Below are 21,355 nucleotides of genomic sequence, written 5' to 3'. Positions count from 1 at the left end.
CACGCGGCCCGCGGCGGCCCGCTGTTCCCCGTGCTCTTCCGCACTCGCCCGCGTTCGTCCCTGTTCCCGCACTACTCCGAACCGCCGGCGAAGAAGACCACTTCGTGACGCTGTTCACGCTCGACCCCACGTGGCCCGGGGGCTCAGTGGGGCCGGTGGGCGTACCGCGCGCCGGCGCAAGCGCGCAGGGCCCCCTTCCGCACGCGGAAGGGGGCCCTGCGCGGGGTGCGGCGCGCCGCTCCCGCCGGGGCGCGAGGGCCCGGCGGGAGCGGTGCGCCTGCCCGCTACTTGCGGATCAGGGAGCGCAGCACGTACTGCATGATGCCGCCGTTGCGGTAGTAGTCCGCCTCGCCGGGGGTGTCGATACGGACGACCGCGTCGAACTCGACGCCCGTGTCGGTGGTGACCTTGACGGTGCGCGGGGTGGTGCCGTTGTTCAGCTCCGTCACGCCGGTGAAGGAGAAGGTCTCCTCGCCGGTCAGGCCCAGGGCCTCGGCGCTCGCGCCCTCGGGGTACTGGAGCGGGAGGACGCCCATGCCGATGAGGTTGGAGCGGTGGATGCGCTCGTAGGACTCGGCGATGACGGCCTTGACGCCGAGCAGCGCGGTGCCCTTGGCGGCCCAGTCGCGGGAGGAGCCGGAGCCGTACTCCTTGCCCGCGAGGACGACGAGCGGGGTGCCCTGCTCGATGTAGTTGCGCGAGGCGTCGTAGATGAAGGAGACGGGGGCGTCCTCCTGCGTGAAGTCGCGCGTGTAGCCGCCCTCGGTGCCCGGCGCGATCTGGTTGCGCAGGCGGATGTTGGCGAAGGTGCCGCGGATCATGACCTCGTGGTTGCCCCGGCGGGAACCGTAGGAGTTGAAGTCACGACGCTCGACACCGTGCTCGGTGAGGTACTTGCCGGCCGGGGTGTCGGCCTTGATCGCACCGGCCGGGGAGATGTGGTCGGTGGTGACCGAGTCGCCGAGCTTGGCGAGCACCCGGGCGCCGGTGATGTCCTCGACCGGGGCCGGCTCCATCTCCATGCCCTCGAAGTACGGGGGCTTGCGGACGTAGGTGGACTCGCTGTCCCACTCGAAGGTGTTGCCGGTCGGGATCGGCAGCGCCTGCCACTGGGCGTCGCCCGCGAAGACGTCGGCGTAGGACTTGTTGAACATGTCCTCGCCGATGGCGTTGGCGACCACGTCGTTCACCTCGGCCTCGGTCGGCCAGATGTCGGCGAGGTGCACCGGCTTGCCGTCCTGGTCGATACCCAGGGCGTCCTTGGTGATGTCCACCTTCATGGAGCCCGCGATGGCGTACGCGACGACCAGCGGCGGGGAGGCCAGGTAGTTCATCTTGACGTCGGGGTTGATCCGGCCCTCGAAGTTGCGGTTGCCGGAGAGCACCGAGGTCACCGCGAGGTCGGCCTCGTTGACCGCCTTCGAGACCTCCTCGGGCAGCGGGCCCGAGTTGCCGATGCAGGTGGTGCAGCCGTAACCGACCAGATTGAAGCCGACCTTGTCGAGGTAGGGGGTCAGCCCCGCCTTGTCGAAGTAGTCGGTGACGACCTTGGAACCGGGGGCCAGGGTGGTCTTGACCCAGGGCTTGCGGGTCAGGCCCTTCTCGACGGCCTTCTTGGCCACGAGCGCCGCGGCGACCATGACGTAGGGGTTCGAGGTGTTGGTGCAGGAGGTGATCGCGGCGACGGTGACGGCGCCGTGGTCGATCTCGTACGTCGAGCCGTCCTCGGCGGTGACCAGGGTCGGCTTGGTCGGCACGCCGTTGTGGACGGCCGGGGAGTCGGAGGCGGGGAAGGACTCCTCGCCCGCCTCGTCGATGCCCACCTCGGAGACGTAGTTGCGTACGTCGGAGGCGAACTTCTCCTTGGCCTCGGCCAGGATGATGCGGTCCTGCGGGCGCTTGGGGCCGGCGATGGAGGGGACGACCGTGGAGAGGTCGAGCTCCAGCTTCTCGGAGAAGTCCGGCTCGGCGGCCGGGTCCAGCCACAGCCCCTGCTCCTTGGCGTACGCCTCGACCAGCGCGACCTGCTGGGCGTCGCGGCCCGTCAGGCGCAGGTAGTTGAGGGTCTCCTCGTCGATCGGGAAGATCGCGGCGGTGGAGCCGAACTCGGGCGACATGTTGCCGATGGTGGCGCGGTTGGCCAGCGAGGTGGCGGCGACGCCCTCACCGTAGAACTCGACGAACTTGCCGACGACGCCGTGCTTGCGCAGCATCTCGGTGATCGTGAGGACGAGGTCGGTGGCGGTCGTGCCGGGCTTCAGCTCACCGGTCAGCTTGAAGCCGACGACGCGCGGGATGAGCATCGAGACCGGCTGGCCCAGCATCGCGGCCTCGGCCTCGATGCCGCCGACGCCCCAGCCGAGCACACCGAGGCCGTTGACCATGGTGGTGTGCGAGTCGGTGCCGACGAGGGTGTCGGGGTAGGCCTGGCCGCCCCGGACCATGACGGTACGCGCGAGGTGCTCGATGTTCACCTGATGGACGATGCCGGTGCCCGGGGGGACGACCTTGAACTCGTCGAAGGCGGTCTGGCCCCAGCGCAGGAACTGGTAACGCTCGCGGTTGCGGCCGTACTCCAGCTCGACGTTCTGCGCGAAGGCGTCGTTGGTGCCGAACTTGTCGGCGATGACCGAGTGGTCGATGACCAGCTCGGCGGGGGCCAGCGGGTTGATCTTCGCCGGGTCACCGCCCAGCTCCTTCACGGCCTCACGCATGGTGGCGAGGTCCACGACGCAGGGAACGCCGGTGAAGTCCTGCATGATCACGCGGGCGGGGGTGAACTGGATTTCCTGGCTCGGCTGCGCCTGGGAGTCCCAGCCGCCGACGGACCGGATGTGGTCGGCGGTGATGTTCGCGCCGTCCTCGGTGCGCAGCAGGTTCTCCAGCAGCACCTTGAGGCTGTAGGGAAGGCGAGCAGAGCCCTCGACCTTGTCCAGCCTGAAGATCTCATACGACTCGTCGCCCACGCGCAGCGTGCTGCGGGCGTCGAAGCTGTTCGCCGACACGACAGTCTCCTTCATTTTGGTGCGCGTACTACCAGCAATGCTGCCGCCACATCACCCGCTCCGTCAGCTAAGGTAAGGCTTAGTTAGGGAACCCTTACCGGTGGGCGGCCGCGGTGCGCCTCGGCAGATATCTCGATGTCGAGATAACTCTAGTACACCCGGCGCGCCCGGTCATGCCCCGGCCCGCCCCGGAACGCCTCGCGCCCCACCGGGGTGGGGGTGTGGGCCGGGCCCCGCGCCCGCCGGTCCACGCCCCCCGCGATGTATCGCGGGGGGCTTCGTGGCCGCTCAGAGGGTGGGCGGTCCCTGTTCCGCGCGGCGCAGGACCGGGGCGAGGCGGTCGAGGCCCGCGCCGGTCTGGAGCTGCCGTTCGTCCCACCACGTGGCGCCCAGATCGGCGAGGGGGCCGATCAGGTCGCGTGCGGCGGCCGGGTCCTCGCCGGGGCTCGCCCCGCCCAGTACCAGATCGAAGGGGGCGGAGGCGGGCGCCTCGCGGTGCCGGCGCAGGTAGGCGAAGAGTTCCCGGACCTCGCCCAGGTCCGGGACCACCCCGTGCCGGGCGGATTCGAAGAGGGGCACTGCGCCGTCCCAGCGAGCGGCGCGGCGCATCGGGGGCCGGTTGGGCCAGAAACCGCCGATCCACACGGGCGGACGGGGGCGCTGGACGGGCGCCGGCAGCAGGGTCACGTCCTTGACCAGATAGTGGCGCCCCTCGTGGTCGACGCGCTCCCCGGACCAGTACCGGTTCAGCAGGTCGAGGCCCTCGTCCAGCATCCCGGCGAGGAGGACCGGGTCGGTGGGCTCGCCGAAGCTGCCGTACTCGTCCTCGACCGGTCCGCCCAGGCCCGCGCCGAGGACCACGCGGCCGCCGCTCAGGACGTCGAGGGTGGCGACCTGCCGGGCGAGCTGCTGCGGACGGCGGCGGGCCACGGGCGTGACGAGGGTGCCGAGCCGGAGCGTGGACGTCGCGAGGGCCGCCGCCGTGAGCAGCATCCAGGGGTCGGCGAAGGGCACGCCCCGGCGGGCCTGTTTGTCGTGCACGAGGTGGTCCCAGACGAACAGGCCGTCCCAGCCCGCCTGTTCGGCCGTCACGGCCAGTCGCACGAAGGTGTGGACGTCGGCGAAGTCCCCGAAGTTGGGGACGTTGAGGGAGAAGCGCATCCGCGCATCGTGTCCCCGGGAGCGGGACGTGGGCAACGGCTTTCGCGGCGGGCCGGGCCGCGAGACCCCGGACGGGGCAGGGACCAGGACCGGCCCCCTACCCGAGACGTCCCTCCGGAAGACCGGAGAGACCGGGGGCGGACAGGTGCAGCACCTCGTACCGCTCGACCGATCCGGCCCCCTCACCGGTCTCGTCGTTGCCGGTGCGCCCGGCGTCCGCGCCGGGCGCCGGGGCCTCGTTCCACAGCACGAAGCGCAGCAGCTGCCAGCGTCCGAGATCCACGGCGAGAGCGGCGGTGTGCACCTCGGGGCGGCGGGCGAGGGCTTCGAGGCCGTTCGCCGCGGCCGCGATCCGCTCCTCCAGCGCCCCTTCGGCCTCGCGGGGCAGCGCGGTGAGGCTGCGGGTGGCCGCGCGCGGCGCCACGACGCGGGCCGGTCCGGCCGCGCAGGCCAGTCCGGCCCACTGCCGCACGGGAGGACGCCCGAAGTCGCGGACGATGTTGTGGAATCCGCCTCCCCCGGTGAAGAACGCGGCCATCGCCGCCGGGTCGTTCCACAGATAGAAGGGGGCGTAGGCGTTGACGGGTGAGCCGTCCACCCCGCGCTCCCTGATCACGTACGCCTTGAGGCCGAGTCCCGCGCGGTTGTCCAGGACCGCTCCCCCGGAGGCGACGCGTCTGCGGATGATCTCCATGTCGTAGTCGGCGGGGAGCGTGATCTCGTACTGCGTCGCGTACATCGGGTCCCTTTCGGCGCGTGCTCGCGCGGGTTGGCGGGGCGGTGCGCGCAGGCCGGGAGCGTCGCGCGCGGGGAGGGCGGGGTCAGTCCGTCACACGGGCGCCGAGCAGGTCCAGGACGCCGCCCACGGCGCGGTGGAACGGCTCGGCCGAGTCCGCCGCCCTGGCCAGGACGTATCCGCCCTGGAGGACGGCGACGACGGCCGCCGCCGTGTCGGCCGGGTCGAGGACGGGGCCGAGCGCGCCGTCCTGACGGGCCTCGGACAGGAGCGCGGCGATCCGCTCGCGCAGCCACGCGAAGGTCTCGTCGACGGGGGCACGCAGCTCCGGGTCGGCCATGAGGTCCGGGTCCTGCGTGAGGCCGCCCACGGGGCAGCCCTTCAACACCTCGCGTTCGCGCAGGAGATAGGCGGCGACCCGCTCCAGAGCCGTGCCGGGACCGCTCAGGCGCTCCTCGGCGGACTCCCGCATCTCCTGGGCGGTACGGCGCACCGCGGCCAGCGCGAGGTCCCGTTTGCCGCTGAAGTGGTGGTACATGCTGCCCTGACCGGCACCGGCCCGTTCCAGGATGGCCTTCGGGCTGGTGCCGACGTAACCGCGCTCCCACAGGAGGGCGCGGGTGCTCTCGATCAGACGGTCCGCCGTGTCCATGAACCGTACTGTACATACTAGTAGTTACATTCTCCAGACCGTCGCCGGCACCGCGACACCGGGGAGACCTACGACGCTCCCCCATCGGCCGGCGCGAAGAGCCCGGAGCGCGCGGCGAGGGCGACGGAGCGGGCGGCGCGGCGGGCGGCGGCCTCGTCGAGCGGGTCACCGGTGGTGAGCAGGCGGTAGTAGAGCGGCGCGGAGACGGCCCGGATCACCTCGCCGGCGTCCGTACCGGCCGGGACCTCACCGCGCTCGCGCGCCGCCAGGACGCACGGGGCCCACTCGGCGACGCGCGTGGCGTAGAAGTGGTGCAGCGCCTCGGCGGTGCGCGGATCGCAGGTGGCGGCGGCGATCACCGCCTTGAACAGCGGACCCTGGCGCGGATCGGAGAGGGTTCTGACGACCAGTCGCGCGTTCGCGAGCAGATCGCCCTCCAGGGAGCCGGTGTCGCTGCGTGGCAGGGACTGTTCGGCCATGTCCGCCAGGAGGTCGGCGATGAGCCCGGTCGGGCTCGACCAGCGGCGGTAGACGGTCGTCTTGCCGACCCCGGCGCGGCGGGCGATCTCCGCGAGATCGAGCCCGTCGAAGCCGTGCTCGGCGAGGGCGTCCCCGGCGGCCTCCAGGACGGCGGCCCGTACCCGGGCGGTACGGCCGCCGGGACGGACGGTCCCGGGCTCCTCGGGACGGACGGCCCCCGCCCCCTCGGGACCACCGGGGTCGCGGGGGCGGACGGCCGCGGGGCCCCCGTCACCTCCGGGCCCTGCCACAGCGGCGTCGGCCTGACGCTCCTCGTTCTGCATAACGGGTCTCCAGTTCCATTACGAACCTTGATGCTGCTACGGTTGCCCCAGCTTAACGGAATCACAGTCCCATTAAAGCGGGCACCTTCGGTGCGTCCTGCCTCCAGTCCCACCTTTCAGCTCCCGGCCCCCGGCTCCCGGTTTTCCGGTCCCAGCTCCCGGTTCTCAGCTCTCAGCTACCAGCTCTCAACTCCCAGCTTTCAGCCTTCCGCTCTCAGCCTTCAGAAAGGGCGCCATGTCCACCTCCGTGCACGAACCCCCTACCGGCGAGGCCCGCGGCGGCCGGGCGCCCCGGATGACGGGGCGCCAGCGGCTCGTCCTCTTCCTGCTGCTCGGCGCCCAGTTCATGATCGCCGTGGACTTCTCGATCCTGAACGTGGCCCTCCCGGTCGTCGGCGAGGGGCTCGGCTTCCCGCTGGCCCGGCTCCAGTGGATCGCCACCGCCTTCGCGCTCGCGGCCGCCGGTTTCACGCTGCTGTTCGGCCGGGTCGCCGACCTGCTGGGCCGCAAGCGCGTCTTTCTCGCGGGGATGGCGGTACTCGGCGCCTCCTCGCTGCTCGGCGGCCTCGCGACCGGCCCCGGTGTCCTGCTGCTGGCCCGCGTCCTCCAGGGACTCGCCACGGCGGCCGTGACCCCGGCGGGCCTCGCGCTGCTCACCACCTCCTTCCGCGAGGGACCGCTGCGGGAGAGGGCCCTCGCGCTCAACGGGGCCCTGATGTCCGCCGGTTTCACCGCCGGGGCGATCCTCGGCGGGCTGCTCACGGATCTGCTGTCGTGGCGGTGGGCCTTCTTCGTCAACGTGCCCGTCGCCGCGCTCGTACTGGCCCTCGCGCCCCGGGTCGTCCAGGACGCGCGGCCGGCCGGACGCGGACGGCTCGACGTACCGGGGGCGCTCACGGTGACCGGCGGCCTGCTGCTGCTCGTCCTCGGGCTGACGCGGGCCGGAGAGAGCGGCTGGACGGACGCGGCGACGCTCGGCAGCCTGCTCGCCGGGCTCGCGCTGCTGGCCGGCTTCTGGCATCTGGAGCGCCGCTCGGCGCACCCGCTGGTGCCGGTGCGCGTCCTGCGGCGGCGCAGCGTGGTGTGGGGCAACACGGCCGGTCTGCTCGCCTTCGCGACGGAGACCTCGCTGGTCTTCCTGCTCACGCTCTACCTCCAGGAGGTCCTCGGTTACTCGCCGCTCGCCACCGGCCTGGCCTTCGGGGTGCTCGGGCTGGGCACCGTGCTCGGGGGGACGCTGGGCGGGCGGGTCGTCGGCCGCTTCGGCACCAGGCGCGCCATCGCGGGTGGCGGGCTGCTCCAGGCGGCGGCCACCGTCTCCCTGGTCCTGCTCGGCACCTCCTCCTCATGGCTGTGGCTGCTGCTCGGGGCGACCTTCGTGGGCGGCGTCGGCAACATGCTGACCATCGTCGGCTTCATGGTCACCGCGACCTCGGGGCTGCCGGACGAGGAGCAGGGGCTCGCGACGGGGCTCGCGACGATGACCCAGCAGATCGGCATCACCCTCGGCATCCCGGTCATGAGCGCGGTCGCCACGGCCCGCACGACGGCTCTCGGCGACAGCGGTCCGGGCGGGGTGCTGTCCGGGGTGACGATCGCCGCCCTGGTCAACTCAGGCCTGGTACTCGCGGGTTCACTGATCCCCGCGCTGATGCTGCGGCGCCGGGACGCGCACGGCGGAGCGTGAGGGACGGCGGGCGCGGCACCACCCCGGGGGCGGGCCGGTCGTCCCGGACAGGAGCGGCACCACCCCGGGTGCGGGCCGGTCGTCCCGGGACGGGCGCGGCACCGGACCGGCCCCTCCCGGGACGCACCGACCCCCTTCCGGGACACGCCGACCCCCACCCGGGACATACGAGGCCCGGTTCGGGCAACACGGTGAACAGCCGACGCGCGGCGGGTAAGCGACCCGGCGACGCGGTGACGAGACCGGGGCGCGGCCCCGCAGGAGACGAGGAGCGATCATGGCCCTGACCTTCCGCAAGAGCTTCCGCATCCTTCCCGGGGTACGGCTGAACATCAACCGGCGCTCCTGGTCCGTGACTTCGGGCGGCGGCATGGGACCCAGGCACACGACGAGCAGTACCGGCCGGCGGACCACCTCGATGGACCTGCCCGGCCCCTTCGGCTGGCGCAGGACCACCCGCAGCAAGAGCCGCCGCGGCTGAGCCCGTGCCCAGCGGGCGCCGAGTCGCGGACCGCCGCCGCACGCGCTTCACTGAAGTCACCGCCACGCCACCCCCACAGAGCGCGCCCATCTCATATGTGAGATAGCCTTCCGTCATGGCAGATGACTACCTCGTACGCATCGGCAAGCTCATCCGTGACGCCCGTCAGCATCGTGGCTGGTCACAGACGCAGCTCGCCGAGGCACTGGCCACGAGCCAGAGTGCCGTCAACCGCATCGAGCGCGGCAATCAGAACATCAGCCTTGAGATGATCGCAAGGATCGGCGAGGCGCTGGACAGTGAGATCGTCTCCCTCGGCTACTCCGGCCCGATGCACCTGCGGGTGGTCGGCGGACGCCGGCTCTCCGGTTCGATCGACGTGAAGACGAGCAAGAACGCGTGCGTGGCCCTGCTGTGCGCGTCCCTGCTCAACAAGGGCCGCACGACGCTGCGCAGGGTCGCGCGGATCGAGGAGGTCTACCGGCTCCTTGAGGTCCTCGGCTCGATCGGCGTCAAGGCCCGCTGGATCAACGACGGCAAGGACCTGGAACTGGTCCCCCCGGCCGAGCTGGACATGGCCGCGATCGACGCGGACGCGGCGCGCCGCACCCGCTCCATCATCATGTTCCTGGGGCCGCTGCTGCACCGCATGGACCACTTCAAGCTGCCCTACGCGGGCGGCTGCGACCTCGGCACGCGCACCATCGAGCCGCACATGATCGCGCTGCGCCGCTTCGGCCTGGACATCACGGCGACGGAGGGCCTGTACCACGCGGAGGTCGAGCGCGCTGTCTCCCCCGAGCGCCCCATCGTCCTGACCGAGCGCGGGGACACCGTCACCGAGAACGCGCTGCTGGCCGCCGCGCGCAACGACGGAGTGACCGTCATCCGCAACGCCTCCTCGAACTACATGGTCCAGGACCTGTGCTTCTTCCTGGAGACGCTGGGTGTACGGGTCGAGGGCATCGGCACGACGACGCTGACGGTGCACGGGGTGCCGGACATCGACGTCGACGTCGACTACTCGCCGTCGGAGGACCCGGTCGAGGCGATGAGCCTGCTGGCCGCGGCCGTCGTCACCGAGTCGGAGCTGACGATCCGCCGGGTGCCGATCGAGTTCCTGGAGATCGAACTGGCGGTCCTGGAGGAGATGGGCCTGGACCACGACCGCTCCGCCGAGTACGTCGCGGACAACGGCCGCACCCGGCTCACCGACCTCACGGTGCGTCCCTCCAAGCTGGAGGCGCCGATCGACAAGATCCACCCGATGCCGTTCCCCGGCCTCAACATCGACAACGTGCCGTTCTTCGCGGCCATCGCGGCCGTCGCGCAGGGCAAGACCCTGATCCACGACTGGGTCTACGACAACCGCGCGGTCTACCTCACGGACCTCAACCGCCTCGGCGGCAGGCTCCAGTTGCTCGACCCGCACCGCGTCCTGGTCGAGGGCCCGACCCGCTGGCGCGCCTCCGAGATGATGTGCCCGCCGGCTCTGCGCCCGGCCGTGGTCGTCCTGCTCGCGATGATGGCCGCCGAGGGCACCTCGGTCCTGCGCAACGTCTACGTGATCAACCGCGGTTACGAGGAACTGGCCGAACGCCTCAACTCGGTCGGCGCACAGATCGAGACCTTCCGCGACATCTGATACGCGGATGCCGCCGCACCCCTCCCTGACCCGCTGTTCAGCGGGTCAGGGAGGGACACGTCTCAGACCTTGCGCCTCTTGGGAAGCGCTAACACGGCTTCGTCCGCACCGTCTTGACCTGCCGCCGGACGTGGACGACTTCCTTCTCGAAGTCGATGTCATCCGCCGAGAGCCCCTCGAACTCTGTCTCAGGTGGGAGGGGCTTCCCCGGGCAGGAGCCTGGTAATGGCGAAGTGCTCCTCCTCAAGGTCGGCGGGGCGTAGTCGCAGGTGGGGGGTCAGGGGACGAAGACGAGGCGCTCGCTGGTCTGCTCGCCCCACACCTTGGCGATGTCGGCGAGGGGTACGGGGCGGGCCCGCACGTCGAGGCTGCCGTCGGTGACGGCGGCGGCCAGCTCGGGCAGCTCGGCGATGAAGTCCCGTGAGGGTACGGAGCCGATGCCGCTGCCGACGATCTGCAGCCGGGCCGAGCGCAGCGCCGCGGACGGGATTGGGGCGGACGCTCCGGCCATGGAACCGATCTGCACCCAGTCAAGCGGCATCGAGCGGTCGGCACGGGCGGTCAGGATCGGGAGCATCGACTCGGCGGCCGGTGCGCCCCACACGAAGTCCAGGACCACGTCGACGTCGGCGGCAGCGGCGCCGATCTCGTCGAAGGCGGCCGCCTGGTCGGCTCCGAGGGCGAGCAGTTCCTTGAAGCGGGTGGTGTCGCGGCCGACGGCGACGACCTGGGAGGCGCCGAACCGCTTGGCGATCTGGATGGCCATGCGTCCCGCGTTGCCGGTGGCGCCGAGGATCGCGATGCGCTGGCCTTCCTGGAAGGCGATGCGGCGGCGCAGGGCGACCCAGGAGGACATGCCGGGGTTCATGGCGGCGGCGATGCGGACCGGGTCGGCGTCGTCGGGCAGCAGGACGCTGCGGCGTACGTCGATGACGGTGCGTTCGGCGAACGTGCCGAACGTGGTGTCGTCGAGGGCCACGTAGCGAAGGCGGCCTTCGGCGTCGCGGACGACGCCGTCGACGCCGGGGACGAGGGGGAAGACGCCGGTGGCCGAGTAGTGGCCGCCGTTCGCCTTTGACCGGGTCAGGTGGTGCAGGCCCGCGGCGAGGACGTCCACGACCATGTCGTGGTCGTGCCGGGCGACGGGGTCGGGGTGCTCGCCGTAGGTGGGCGGGGTGTCGTACGAGGTGAGGACGGCAGCGTGCATGACTGACTCCGGACAGGTTTGGTTTGCATTACCAATCTCTCCTCAGGTTGATTGGGGTTACAAACAAAGTCAAGTAGGGTCGGATCCATGGCCACCGACAACACAGACGACGCCCTGGTGGACGGGCTGGTCCGCAGCGCCTTCCAGGTCATGGGTGTACTCACCCGCATAGGCGCCGAATACGACCTGTCCCTCACCCAGCTGCGCGTGCTCGGCATCGTGCGCGACCGCCGGCCCCGCATGAGCGACCTGGCCGCCTTCCTCGGGCTCGACAAGTCGACCCTGTCCGGCCTCGTCGACCGCGCCGAACGACGTGGACTCCTCACTCGCGGCCCCAGCCCCGACGACAAACGCGCCGTCGTCGTCCTCATCACCGACGCGGGACGCCAGCTCACCCAGCGCCTGTACACACAGGTCCAGGACGCTCTCGCGCCGGCCACCGCACGACTCGAACCCGGGCAGCGCCAGGAACTGGCCCAGCTGCTTGAGCCCGTCGTCTCCCCGCCGCTGCAGCTCAAGTCCCGTCCCGCCGCGCGGCGCTGAACGGGCCGACGCGCACGCGTCGATAACGGTGTGGCAGTAGCTGGGGACGGCCGGTACGGCGTGGTGTGCGCGGCGGGCCGGACGCGGAATCCGTGTTTTCCGCAGGGGTCCCTGCCCCGGGGCCGTCCGCGCGTACGGCCGGGGCGGGGACAGGTTCAGGAGCGGGTGAACCAGCGCGCCAGGCAGTCCTCAAGCTCCGCGTCTGCCCGCGTGCCGGGACCGTCGGCCCAGGCGACGACGCCGTCGGGGCGGATGAGGAGGGCCTCGAAGCCCAGGTCGTTGTGGGGGCGGCCGGGGACGTAGGCGAGGTGTTCCTTCCACGGTGCGGCCTGTTCGCTCAGGCTCTGACGGGGGCTGAAGTCGAGCAGCACGCCGCGGCCGTCCTGGAGGAGGTCGCTGAGGCTGGTTGTGTCGTTGAGGCGGAAGTCGGGGGCGGTGCGGCCGATGAGCGGCTGTTCGCTGCCCAGGTCGTAGCGGTGGAAGAGGCCCGAACTCCTGCGGTACACGTGGGTGGTCCCGTCGGAGGTGGCCATCAGGTCGCCTATGAGGTGCTGCAGGGCCGGCGCGTTGGGGCCGGGGTGCATGGTGGCGACCTGGGCGCGTGACCAGTCCAGGACGGCGGCGCCGACCGGGTGGCGTTCGGTGGTGTAGGTGTCGAGGAGGTCTTCCGGGGCGTTGCCGCGTACGGTGGCGGCCAGCTTCCATCCGAGGTTCATCGCGTCGCCGATGCCGAGGTTGAGTCCTTGGCCGCCCAGCGGTGAGTGGATGTGGGCGGCGTCGCCGGCGAGCAGGATGCGTCCGTGGCGGTAGGCCGTGGCTTGCATCGCGCGGTCGGTGAAGCTGGAGGCCAGGTGCACTTCCTTGAGGGTCACCTCGGTGCCGGACACGCGGCGCAGGACCTCTTGGAGGTGCTCGCGGGTCAGCGGCCGGGAGCGGTCGAAGGTGCCGCCGTCGAAGTCCATCATGCCCAGGTGGCCTTCGAGGGGCGTGCGCAGGTACATGCCGGTCTCGGTCAGCTGGAAGCCCAGGGGCAGTTCCCGCGGATCGTCGAAGGTGACCTTGGCGACGTAGCCGGTGAACAGGGGTTCGGTGCCGACGAAGGAGAAGCCCGCCAGGGTACGGACGGTGCTGCGCCCGCCGTCGCATCCCACCAGCCACCGGGCCGTGTGGTCCCGGCCGCCGGCCGTGACCGTGACCGTCTGCTCGTCCTGGGCCAGGGCCGTGACGGGGGCGTCTCGCACGATCGTCACACCCAGCGCCGTGGCCCGTTCGGCCAGGACGTCGCCGACCGCCGCCAGGCTGGTCATGAAGCCGTCCATCGCCGGTCCGGGCAGTCGGTAGGCCAGCGCGTCCGGGGCGATGTCCGCGGGCTCCAGCATGATCCCGGCGAAGTGGCCCAGGCTCCGGGGAGCGGGGGCCCGCTCGGCGTCGGGGTCGGCGCCGACGCCGGCGGCGTCGATGCCCGACGCCCGCAGAAGGGGCTGGAGCAGGCCACGGCGGGAGAACGTCTCGGCGGAGGCGGCGTTCAGGCCACGCAGCCCGAGCGGGAGTGCCTTCAGTGCCGGACGCGGGTCGGCCTCGCGCTCCAGGACCACAACGGAACAGTCGGCCAGGGCGAGTTCGCTCGCCAGGAACAGGCCGACAGGGCCCGCACCGGCGATCACTACGTCATACATGCAAAGCTCCTTGGCGAGCAGGGGTGGGGTCCGGCTGGTGCCGGGCCGGGGGTTTCAGTCGAAGAGGGAGAGGTCGATCGAGCGGGCCAGGGCGTCGTATCCGGCGTCGTTGCCGTGCAGGTGATCGCCCATGTGGAGGTCGTCGCGGATACGGGAGGGGTCGGCCGGGTCGCGCCAGACGGCGTCGAAGTCCAGGACCCCGTCGAAGACACCGCTGGAGCGGATCCACTCGTTGACCTGCTCGCGGGCCTTGTCCCCGTCGGCCGTGTACATGTCCGAGCCGCCGTAGGGCGCGATGGTGGCGGCGTGCACCCGCACGCCGTGTGCGCGGGCGCGGGCGACGGCCTGCAGGTGGGCGGCGATGACGTCCTCGACGGTGACGGGCTCGCCGCTGAACATGGCGAGGAAGCCGGCGCTCTCCTCGGTGTCGGGGGCGAAGGAGAAGACGAGGTCGTTGCCGACTGCGATCACCACGTGTCCCAGGCCCGGTGTGGCGAGGACGTCGCGGTCGAAGCGGGCCAGAGCGGACGCGCCGATGCCGTCGTTGAGCAGGCGGTTGCCACCGATGCCCTGACTGACCACGTAGCGCGTCGTCGCGTCGCGGCCGATGAGCCGCTCGGCCAGGACGTCGGTCCAGCGGCGGTCGGCGCCGGGCGTGGAGCCGATCCCGTCCACCCGGGAATCCCCCAGAACGGCGATCGTGTTCGACGGCCGGTCGGGCAGCACCTCCACGGCCGAGATGAATGCCTGGGCAGGCAAGGGGGCCGCGTCAGCGCTCAGGGCGCTCGAAGCGGTCGCGTCGCCGGGCACACTCCAGCCGAGCGCGTGGAAGGTGCCGTGGCCGGTTACGGATTCGACCCGGCCGGGCAGGTACAGGCTGATCGCCAGGTGCGACAGCGCGGGCAGCACCAGATCGACGGGATCGCTGAGTACCGGCGCCCCCGCGGGGATCGTGACCGTTGACCGGCCGCTGAAGGACACCGCACGGCTGCTGCCGTCCCGGATCAGGTGGCCGTCGGCGGCGAGGGCGACCCGGGCCGCGCCGATCGTCACGGGAGCGGTCCCGTATTCGTTGCTGAGGCGGATACGGATGCGGCTGCCGCCGCCGCTCACCCGCACGGTCTGCCGCAGCGTGGCGTCCTGGAAGGCATCGACGCTGGAGACGGTGTTGTCCGGGGCCTGCGGAGAGGCCCCCCAGGTGCGTACCCAGCCCGGCGTGCTGTGAGCGCCTGCGGCGCGGACATTGCTGTTGCTGTTTTCCATGACCGTTGTCCTTTGCTTGCTCGGAGGGCGTACCGGCAGAGCCGGAGCCGACAGGACGGTGTCAGTCGGCTGCCCGCGCACCGGTGGGAAGGGACGGTGCCCCTTCGGCGGAGCGCCGCTTGTTGATCGCCACGCCGGCGCAGATGAGCCCGATCAGAAACGGGTGGACGGCTCCGCGTTCGATCAGCCCGATGACGCCGACGGCGTCATCGCCCGCGCTCACGATCAGGCCGAGGTAGGCGGTCATCGACACCAGGCCGATCACACCCACCGTGACGAGCGCTCGCCCCATGCGCGAGGAGACCCCGATGCGCTCCCAGCGGCGTCCCAGCACGATGGCCAGCACGTTTCCGCCGATGAACCCGAGGAACGCACCCGTGCTGTGGTACTGCCCGGAGCCGTCCTCAAGCGCCTCGCCGGACCCGGGAAACAGGGCCAGCAGGACACCGCCGACGGCCAGCATCGCCGCGGGCACCAGCATGGCCCAGCGGCCCCGCCCGGCCAGGTCCCGCAGCGCGACGATCCCGGCCAGGATCGTCAGGCCGAACAGGAAGAAGCCCGTATTCATCACCCACGCCAGCGGCGAGTACATGTACTGCCCGAACAGAGTCGACGGCCCGTGCACGCCCAGGTTGCTGATGAAGTGGTGGGTGTAGCTGTAGGCGGGGTGGGTCCACGCCATCGCGGCGACGAACTCCGCGAGCAGGAAGATCACTGGTCCGGCGATCAGCAGTCTTCCCGCACTCCGCCGCTGAGCGGGCGCGTCAGGCCCAAGGTCGCGAGGCGAGATCAAGTCGACGCCTTTTGTCATGTCTATGTCCTTCGTTCATTCGTCCGCCGGCGGCGCCCGAACCGGGCCCCGAGAGTCCTCACCGGCCTCACTCGGACTCTTGCTATACCGAGTGTACTTATCGTTTCGGTGTAGGGCTATCTCAGGGTTAGAATTGAGGCATGGAGAACAACGCGCCCGTCGGGCGACGTGAGCGGAAGAAGGCGGCAACCCGGACGGCGATCCTGGAGGCGGCGACGAGCCTGTTCCTTGAGCGCGGGTTCGACGCGGTCACGGTGCGTGAGATCGCGGACAAGGCGGACGTGACGCCCAAGACGGTCTTCGCGCACTTCCCCCGCAAAGAGGCGCTGGTCTTCAGCACGGAGAACGAGCAGCAGGATCGGCTCGTCGCGGCCGTCAGGGACCGCGCCCCGCAAACGACGGTCTCCGAAGCGCTGAAGGCGCACTACCTCGCCGAGATCGCCCTGCTGCAGACCGAGCCCATGCGCCGGATCATGGCCCTCATGGAGGACACCCCGTCCCTCATCGAGTACGCCGAGAGGATGTGGCTGCGTCACGAGGACGCCCTCATCGCGGTGCTCACCGAGGAGTTCGGGCTCGTCGAACCCAGTGCGGAGATCCGCTTCTACGCGCGGTTCGCTCTGCAGATCCCGCTCATGGCCCGCCAGGCCGATCCCGAGTCGGCCATAGAGGTGGGATTCGGGCTGCTCGATCAGGGGTGGGCACACTACGACTCCGCGCGGCGATAGCTCACCCCGTCGTTCAGCACCCGGCCGGGAACGCGGCGCACGGCACGACGGCAGCCACCCCGACACGCGTCTCGCGCCTCGCGCCTCGCGCCGGAGAGTCCTCACGCACACGCCGCTGGGCTGCGCCGAGCGCGCGAGGCGCCGGCAACCGCAGTCAGCCAACCGGCGGCCGGCAGCCCGAAGACCCGGCCTCGCGCACCGGGCCGCGGCGCGCCACACGGCCGGCGGCGTCGAGTCGAGCGCGGGGCTCACGCAGCCTTCCGGCCCCGGAGTGTTCCGGCCTCGACTGGAACATCCGTGTCAGATGGTGCGCTATGGGTTCGCCGGGCCCCCGGAAGGCGTCGACGCCGTCTTACCGAAGCACTACGGCGCGGGCACGCAGCAGACGCAGAACGTCATCAACACCGCCCGCACCGCCGCCAGTCCGCCGCACATTGTGCCGCTCTCCTCGGTTGGCGCCCGCTTGACGCCCCTCAGCGACTATCCGCTCATCGGCCGGGCCCTCGCGGACCTTGCGGAGTTGCTCAGCGAATCGGGGCTGCCCAGCACCTCGCCGCGCCCCAACGCCTTCGCCACGAACGTCTCGTCCCGGGTGGAGGTTATCCGTGCCGGCAAGGTGGTCCATCCGACCGGTGACGGCCACATGGTGTTCATCCGCAGTGGGGCCGAATCACCTTGCCCCAGGGGCGTGCGGCACACCGCCACACGCCGCCTGCGACCCGGCGCCGGGGCCAGGACAACTCCGTGCGCCCGAGCCAAGACAAGTGCTTACCGACAAGCCTCCGGCGTCCGCAGGAGTCCTCCGGGACTCTCCCTGGGACTTTCGGCCGCACCATGGGGGACGAGCCCGAAACAACCGAAAGGCCGTTTCCGCGGGTCAGGGGCCGGTGATCGCTCGTTCCCGCGGTTCAGCTGAGCGACTGGTCTCTTCCGCGACATCCGAGACAGGCCACGGCACCACCGAAGCACCCCGCACGATCCGCGCGCACGCGGATCGTGCGGGGTGCTTTCGCGTCTCCGGACCTCCGCCGGAGGCTCTCCGCGCCGGCCGGGGTCCGGTCGGCGACGCCCCGGGCCGACGCTCGCCCGGGGCACCTCGGAACGCCCCCGGAGCGGCGATCACGACACGGGCAGCCCCCGCACACCACCCCCGGCCGCCACATCGGTGGTTGACCTGACGAAAGGCCACCGGGTTTACTCTCCCCGCAAGTTAAGAGTTTCGTTAAAATAGGGTGGGGATTGTGCGAAGACCGCACGGCTTGATAGCGGGCGTCACCTCGGTCGCTCTGCTCGCCTCGATGTCGGCTCTGGTGCTCGACGCGCCGACCGCACGGGCCCAGCCGCCGGCCGGCCGCGGCGAGCAGTCGGCCGCGGCGCGGGCGGCGGCCACGGGCGAGCCCGTCGAGGTGACCGCAGAGCGCACCGAGTACTCGCGGACCACCGCGAACCCGGACGGAACGTTCACTCTCGTCCATTCCACGACTCCGCAGCGGGCCAAGGCCCCTGACGGTACGTGGACGGACGTCGACCCGACGCTCGTACGCCGTGCGGACGGCACCGTCGGCCCGCGGGCCTCCGTCGTGGACCTGTCCTTCTCCGGCGGCAGCCGGGCCGACCTGATCAGGATGAGCGCCCGGCAGGGCTCCATGACACTGGGCTGGCCGGGCAGCCTGCCCGAGCCCGAGCTGGACGGCGCGACCGCCACGTACCCCGAGGTCTTCGAGGGCGTCGATCTGCGGCTGACCGCGACGGCCGAGGGCTACCGCGAGGTGCTGGTGGTCAAGTCGGCCGAGGCGGCGGCCAGTCCGGAGCTGGAAGAGGTCAGCCTGACCGCCTCCGGCGAGGGGCTGCGGATCGTGTCCGGGGCCGGCGGCGGCCTGAGCGCGGTGGACGAGGACGGGAACGCCATCTTCCACGGCCCGGCCGGGCTGATGTGGGACTCCGCCGGGGACGCGCCGAGTAGTGGCACGGCCGGTGCGCGGTCCCTGGCCCGCACGACCACGGACGAGAGCGCGCCCGACGCCCGGACCGACCCGTCCCAGCCCGACCCCGGTGACACGGACGCGGAGCTGCCGGTCCTGGTGGGCCAGGACTCCGTGACCGTCAAGCCGGACCTCGGCCTGCTGCGCGGCAAGGACACCGTGTACCCGGTCTTCATCGACCCGCCGGTCGGCCTCGGCGTCTCCGAGCGGACCGTCCTGTCCTCCGACGGGGACCACTTCTGGCAGTTCAAGGGTGACTACGGGGTGGGCAAGTGCGCCACCGTGGGCCCGTACTACTGCGGCAGCAACTACACCAACCGGATGTACTTCGAGTTCTCCCCCACGCAGTTGTCCGGCAAGTACGTGCTGGACGCCACCTTCCGCGCGAAGGAGACTTGGTCCTTCGACTGCAGTCCGCACTGGGTCGACCTGGAGCGCACCAACAACATCTCCTCCGGCACCCGGTGGCCCGGTCCGACCGACCTCGACCAGATGGGCGACCGTTATGTGTCGGCGGGCCGGGGTGATCAGTGCAGCCCCGACCAGCCGGACGCCTGGATCGAGTTCAACGACAACCCGGACGAGTCGGACGAGAACCTCGCCTCGACCGTACGCTCCTTCGCCGACGGCAAGTTCTCACGGCTGACCCTGATGCTGCGCGCCAAGGACGAGGGCGACGCGAGCGCCTGGAAGCGCTTCGACGACAACGCCGAACTCCAGGTCACCTACGTTCCCCGGCCCGGCGTCCCGTCGAGCGTCGGCGTCATCCCCGGCGACGGCACCACGGCGTACTGCAAGACCTCCTCGTCGGACCCGCTGATCGTCACCCGCCTCGACCCGATGGTCCAGTCCCGCGTCGAGACCAAGGTGCAGCCCAAGAGCGGTGAGGGGAAGGGCTCCCTGCAGTCCGAGTTCGTCGTGGAGCGCGGCGACGACGCCGCCTGGCACTCGGTGTGGTCCGGGTACCGGCCGGACAGCGGATGGGACCCGGACGGAACGCTGGAGAAGCTGCGCACCTCCAACCGTGCGGACGGTGGCCTGTACCGCCTCAAGTCCCGTACGCAGTCGCACTGGTCGCACGGCGGCAAGTCCGGCGACCTGTTCTCCTCGTACTCCTCCTGGTGCTACTTCAAAATCGACTCCACGGCCCCCAAGGCGCCGGTGATCACCGTGGGCGCACCGTACAGCGAGTGCACCGCCAACCTCTGCGAGGGCAAGGGCGGCCCCGGTGTGCCGGGCAGCTTCACCTTCAAGCCCAACGCCGCCGACAAGGACATCACCGGTTACCGCTGGCGGCTGCTGACCACTTCCGCGGCCAACACCAAGACGGTCACCGGCTCGACGGTGACCGTCCCCAACGTCACACCGTCGCTGGCCGGGACGCAGGTGCTGTCCGTCGAGGCCAAGGACGTCCGCAGCCGGTGGGGCACCCCGAAGGAGTTCTCCTTCAAGGTGGCCCCGGCCGCCGGCGCGGTGGGCCGCTGGCACTTCGACGACTCCGCTCCCAACACGGGGGCGGTGACCGCGAAGGACTCGGCCACCGAGGGGACCCGGCACGACGCCACCCTCCAGACGTCCTCGCACACCGGCTGGTCGACGCTGGCCCGCCGCGGTGACGCGGACTACTCGCTGTACCTGAACGACAGCGCCACCGACAACGTCCGGGACGGCTACGCCGCCACCGCCGCGCCCGCGGTCAACACCAAGGACTCGTTCACCGTCTCGGCCTGGGCCTACCTCACCAACGACAGCAGCAACCTCGTGGCCCTGGCCGCCCCCGGCACCTACGGTTCGGCGTTCACGCTGTACTACTCCGCGTCGTACAAGAAGTGGGTGTTCAACCGGACCGCCACGGACACCAAGACCGGTCCGGTGTACCTGCGGTCGCTGTCGGACGGGCCCGCGCAGCTCAAGGTGTGGACCCACCTGACCGGCGTGTTCGACACCAAGGGCGACACCGACAAGTCGAACGACACCATTCAGCTGTACGTCAACGGCCGGGCGCAGGGCGCGCCCGTGGTGCTCAGCACCCTGTCGGCCACGTACACCCCGTGGGTGTCCAGCGGGGGACTCCAGTTCGGCCGCTCGCTCGTCGGCGGTGTCCTCGGGGAGAACTTCCGCGGGCGGCTCGACGAGGTCGCGGTGTGGCAGCGTGTCCTGACTACGGACGAGATCGTCCAGGAGGGCCAGGTCCTCCAGGACGGCGTCGCGGCCAACGAGCTGGTGGCCTCCTGGGACGCCGCCGCCTCCAGCGGCACCACGCTGAAGGAGCTGTCCTCCTACCCGGTCGCCTCGATGAACCTGTCGGCCTCCGGTGCCTCCCTGGACACGGAGAACAACCTCCTGGTGCTGAACGGCACTTCGGGATACGCGGCCTCCACCGGGCCGGTGGTCGACGAGAGCGGCTCGTTCACCGTGTCCGCCCGGGTGCAGGTCGACTCGGCGAAGCTGGAGACCAAACCGGTGGGCTATGCCGCACAGGTCGCGGGCCAGAAGGCCGGCGGTGAGTCCTCCTGGGCGCTGTGGATCACCAAGCCGTCCGCCGGTGTGTACCAGTGGAAGTTCACGCGTACCGCCGTCGGCAGCGACGGAAAGGTCACCCAGAGCGCCGAGGTGCCGGGCGGCGAAGTCGCCGAGACCGACACCCTGGTGCAGGTGACCGGTGTGTTCGACGCCCAGGAGGGCTGGGAGTGGACCGACCCGGCCGACGCCTCCAGGACCGAGAACCGCTACGGCAAACTCCACCTGTACGTCGGTGAGTTCGACCAGCCGTCCGAGGACAGGTCCGGCTTCACGGCAAGCCAGACCGGCAGCGGCGAGCTGGCCGTCGGCCGTGGCACCAAGGGCGGCACGACCGGTAACTATCTGCCCGGTTCGGTCGAGAACCTGAGGATCTGGACGGGTGCGATGAGCGCCGATCAGGTCCGCTCGCAGATCCTCGCCGCCGACGCCCTGTAATTCCCCCTTTCCTCTGG

The 21,355-nt window shown here is 71.0% G+C and carries 15 protein-coding genes; 6 read left to right on the top strand and 9 right to left on the bottom strand.

Features of this window, described 5'->3' with window-relative positions:
* Nucleotides 1-284: 284 nt before the first annotated feature.
* The 5 genes from acnA to ACFYMP_RS11940 all read right to left on the bottom strand — a co-directional run bounded on the left by acnA (nucleotide 285) and on the right by ACFYMP_RS11940 (nucleotide 6,357).
* Entirely contained in the window at nucleotides 285-3,005 is a 2,721-nt protein-coding gene (gene acnA, locus ACFYMP_RS11960; protein ID WP_388854604.1) for an aconitate hydratase AcnA, read from the bottom strand.
* Nucleotides 3,006-3,293: 288 nt separating this feature from the next.
* Complete coding sequence (locus tag ACFYMP_RS11955) at nucleotides 3,294-4,166, bottom strand: LLM class flavin-dependent oxidoreductase (protein WP_388854601.1); 873 nt, start codon at nucleotides 4,164-4,166, stop codon at nucleotides 3,294-3,296.
* 97 nt (nucleotides 4,167-4,263) lie between these two features.
* Nucleotides 4,264-4,905 (bottom strand): DUF4865 family protein, encoded by a 642-nt coding sequence (locus tag ACFYMP_RS11950; RefSeq protein ID WP_388854598.1) that lies wholly within the window; start codon nucleotides 4,903-4,905, stop codon nucleotides 4,264-4,266.
* A gap of 82 nt (nucleotides 4,906-4,987) precedes the next feature.
* Nucleotides 4,988-5,554 (bottom strand): TetR/AcrR family transcriptional regulator, encoded by a 567-nt coding sequence (locus ACFYMP_RS11945; RefSeq protein WP_388854595.1) that lies wholly within the window; start codon nucleotides 5,552-5,554, stop codon nucleotides 4,988-4,990.
* Between the two features lie 68 nt (nucleotides 5,555-5,622).
* Nucleotides 5,623-6,357: a TetR/AcrR family transcriptional regulator gene (locus ACFYMP_RS11940; RefSeq protein ID WP_388854586.1), complete on the bottom strand. Its 735-nt coding sequence runs from the start codon at nucleotides 6,355-6,357 to the stop codon at nucleotides 5,623-5,625.
* 235 nt (nucleotides 6,358-6,592) lie between these two features.
* Between ACFYMP_RS11940 and ACFYMP_RS11935 the strand changes: the two genes are divergently transcribed.
* The 3 genes from ACFYMP_RS11935 (at nucleotide 6,593) to ACFYMP_RS11925 (ending at nucleotide 10,170) form a co-directional block, all read left to right on the top strand.
* The gene (locus ACFYMP_RS11935; RefSeq protein WP_388854583.1) at nucleotides 6,593-8,044 is read left to right on the top strand and encodes an MFS transporter; all 1,452 of its coding nucleotides are present in this window, start codon (nucleotides 6,593-6,595) and stop codon (nucleotides 8,042-8,044) included.
* 277 nt (nucleotides 8,045-8,321) lie between these two features.
* Entirely contained in the window at nucleotides 8,322-8,525 is a 204-nt protein-coding gene (locus ACFYMP_RS11930; protein ID WP_388854580.1) for a DUF4236 domain-containing protein, read from the top strand.
* 115 nt (nucleotides 8,526-8,640) lie between these two features.
* Nucleotides 8,641-10,170: a UDP-N-acetylglucosamine 1-carboxyvinyltransferase gene (locus tag ACFYMP_RS11925; RefSeq protein ID WP_388854577.1), complete on the top strand. Its 1,530-nt coding sequence runs from the start codon at nucleotides 8,641-8,643 to the stop codon at nucleotides 10,168-10,170.
* 277 nt (nucleotides 10,171-10,447) lie between these two features.
* On the opposite strand, the gene ACFYMP_RS11920 is transcribed toward ACFYMP_RS11925, so the two are convergent.
* Nucleotides 10,448-11,377 carry a zinc-binding alcohol dehydrogenase family protein gene (locus ACFYMP_RS11920; RefSeq protein ID WP_388854575.1) on the bottom strand — a complete coding sequence of 310 codons (930 nt, stop codon included), beginning with the start codon at nucleotides 11,375-11,377 and terminating at the stop codon, nucleotides 10,448-10,450.
* 87 nt (nucleotides 11,378-11,464) lie between these two features.
* Between ACFYMP_RS11920 and ACFYMP_RS11915 the strand changes: the two genes are divergently transcribed.
* Nucleotides 11,465-11,920 carry a MarR family winged helix-turn-helix transcriptional regulator gene (locus tag ACFYMP_RS11915; RefSeq protein ID WP_388854572.1) on the top strand — a complete coding sequence of 152 codons (456 nt, stop codon included), beginning with the start codon at nucleotides 11,465-11,467 and terminating at the stop codon, nucleotides 11,918-11,920.
* A gap of 155 nt (nucleotides 11,921-12,075) precedes the next feature.
* Here ACFYMP_RS11915 and ACFYMP_RS11910 read toward each other — a convergent pair whose 3' ends face one another.
* The 3 genes from ACFYMP_RS11910 to ACFYMP_RS11900 all read right to left on the bottom strand — a co-directional run bounded on the left by ACFYMP_RS11910 (nucleotide 12,076) and on the right by ACFYMP_RS11900 (nucleotide 15,670).
* Nucleotides 12,076-13,596, bottom strand: a complete 1,521-nt coding sequence (locus ACFYMP_RS11910; protein WP_388854569.1) for an FAD-dependent oxidoreductase — start codon at nucleotides 13,594-13,596, stop codon at nucleotides 12,076-12,078.
* Between the two features lie 54 nt (nucleotides 13,597-13,650).
* Nucleotides 13,651-14,859, bottom strand: a complete 1,209-nt coding sequence (locus ACFYMP_RS11905) for an SGNH/GDSL hydrolase family protein (protein WP_388854566.1) — start codon at nucleotides 14,857-14,859, stop codon at nucleotides 13,651-13,653.
* Between the two features lie 61 nt (nucleotides 14,860-14,920).
* A complete protein-coding gene (locus tag ACFYMP_RS11900) occupies nucleotides 14,921-15,670 on the bottom strand; it encodes a DUF998 domain-containing protein (RefSeq protein ID WP_388854563.1) in 750 nt (249 codons plus the stop codon).
* Nucleotides 15,671-15,810: 140 nt separating this feature from the next.
* On the opposite strand from ACFYMP_RS11900, the gene ACFYMP_RS11895 reads away from it, so the two are divergent.
* Nucleotides 15,811-16,398 (top strand): TetR/AcrR family transcriptional regulator, encoded by a 588-nt coding sequence (locus tag ACFYMP_RS11895; protein ID WP_388854560.1) that lies wholly within the window; start codon nucleotides 15,811-15,813, stop codon nucleotides 16,396-16,398.
* A gap of 1,298 nt (nucleotides 16,399-17,696) precedes the next feature.
* On the top strand, nucleotides 17,697-21,338 hold the full coding sequence (locus ACFYMP_RS11890) for a LamG-like jellyroll fold domain-containing protein (protein ID WP_388855152.1): 3,642 nt from the start codon (nucleotides 17,697-17,699) through the stop codon (nucleotides 21,336-21,338).
* The last annotated feature ends 17 nt before the right edge of the window (nucleotides 21,339-21,355 follow it).

Origin of the sequence: Streptomyces sp. NPDC007088 (assembly GCF_042869355.1) — a bacterium.
Taxonomy (GTDB): Bacteria; Actinomycetota; Actinomycetes; order Streptomycetales; family Streptomycetaceae; genus Streptomyces.
Note: the sequence above shows the minus strand (reverse complement) of the source record. Positions and strands in the feature narration are given on the sequence as shown.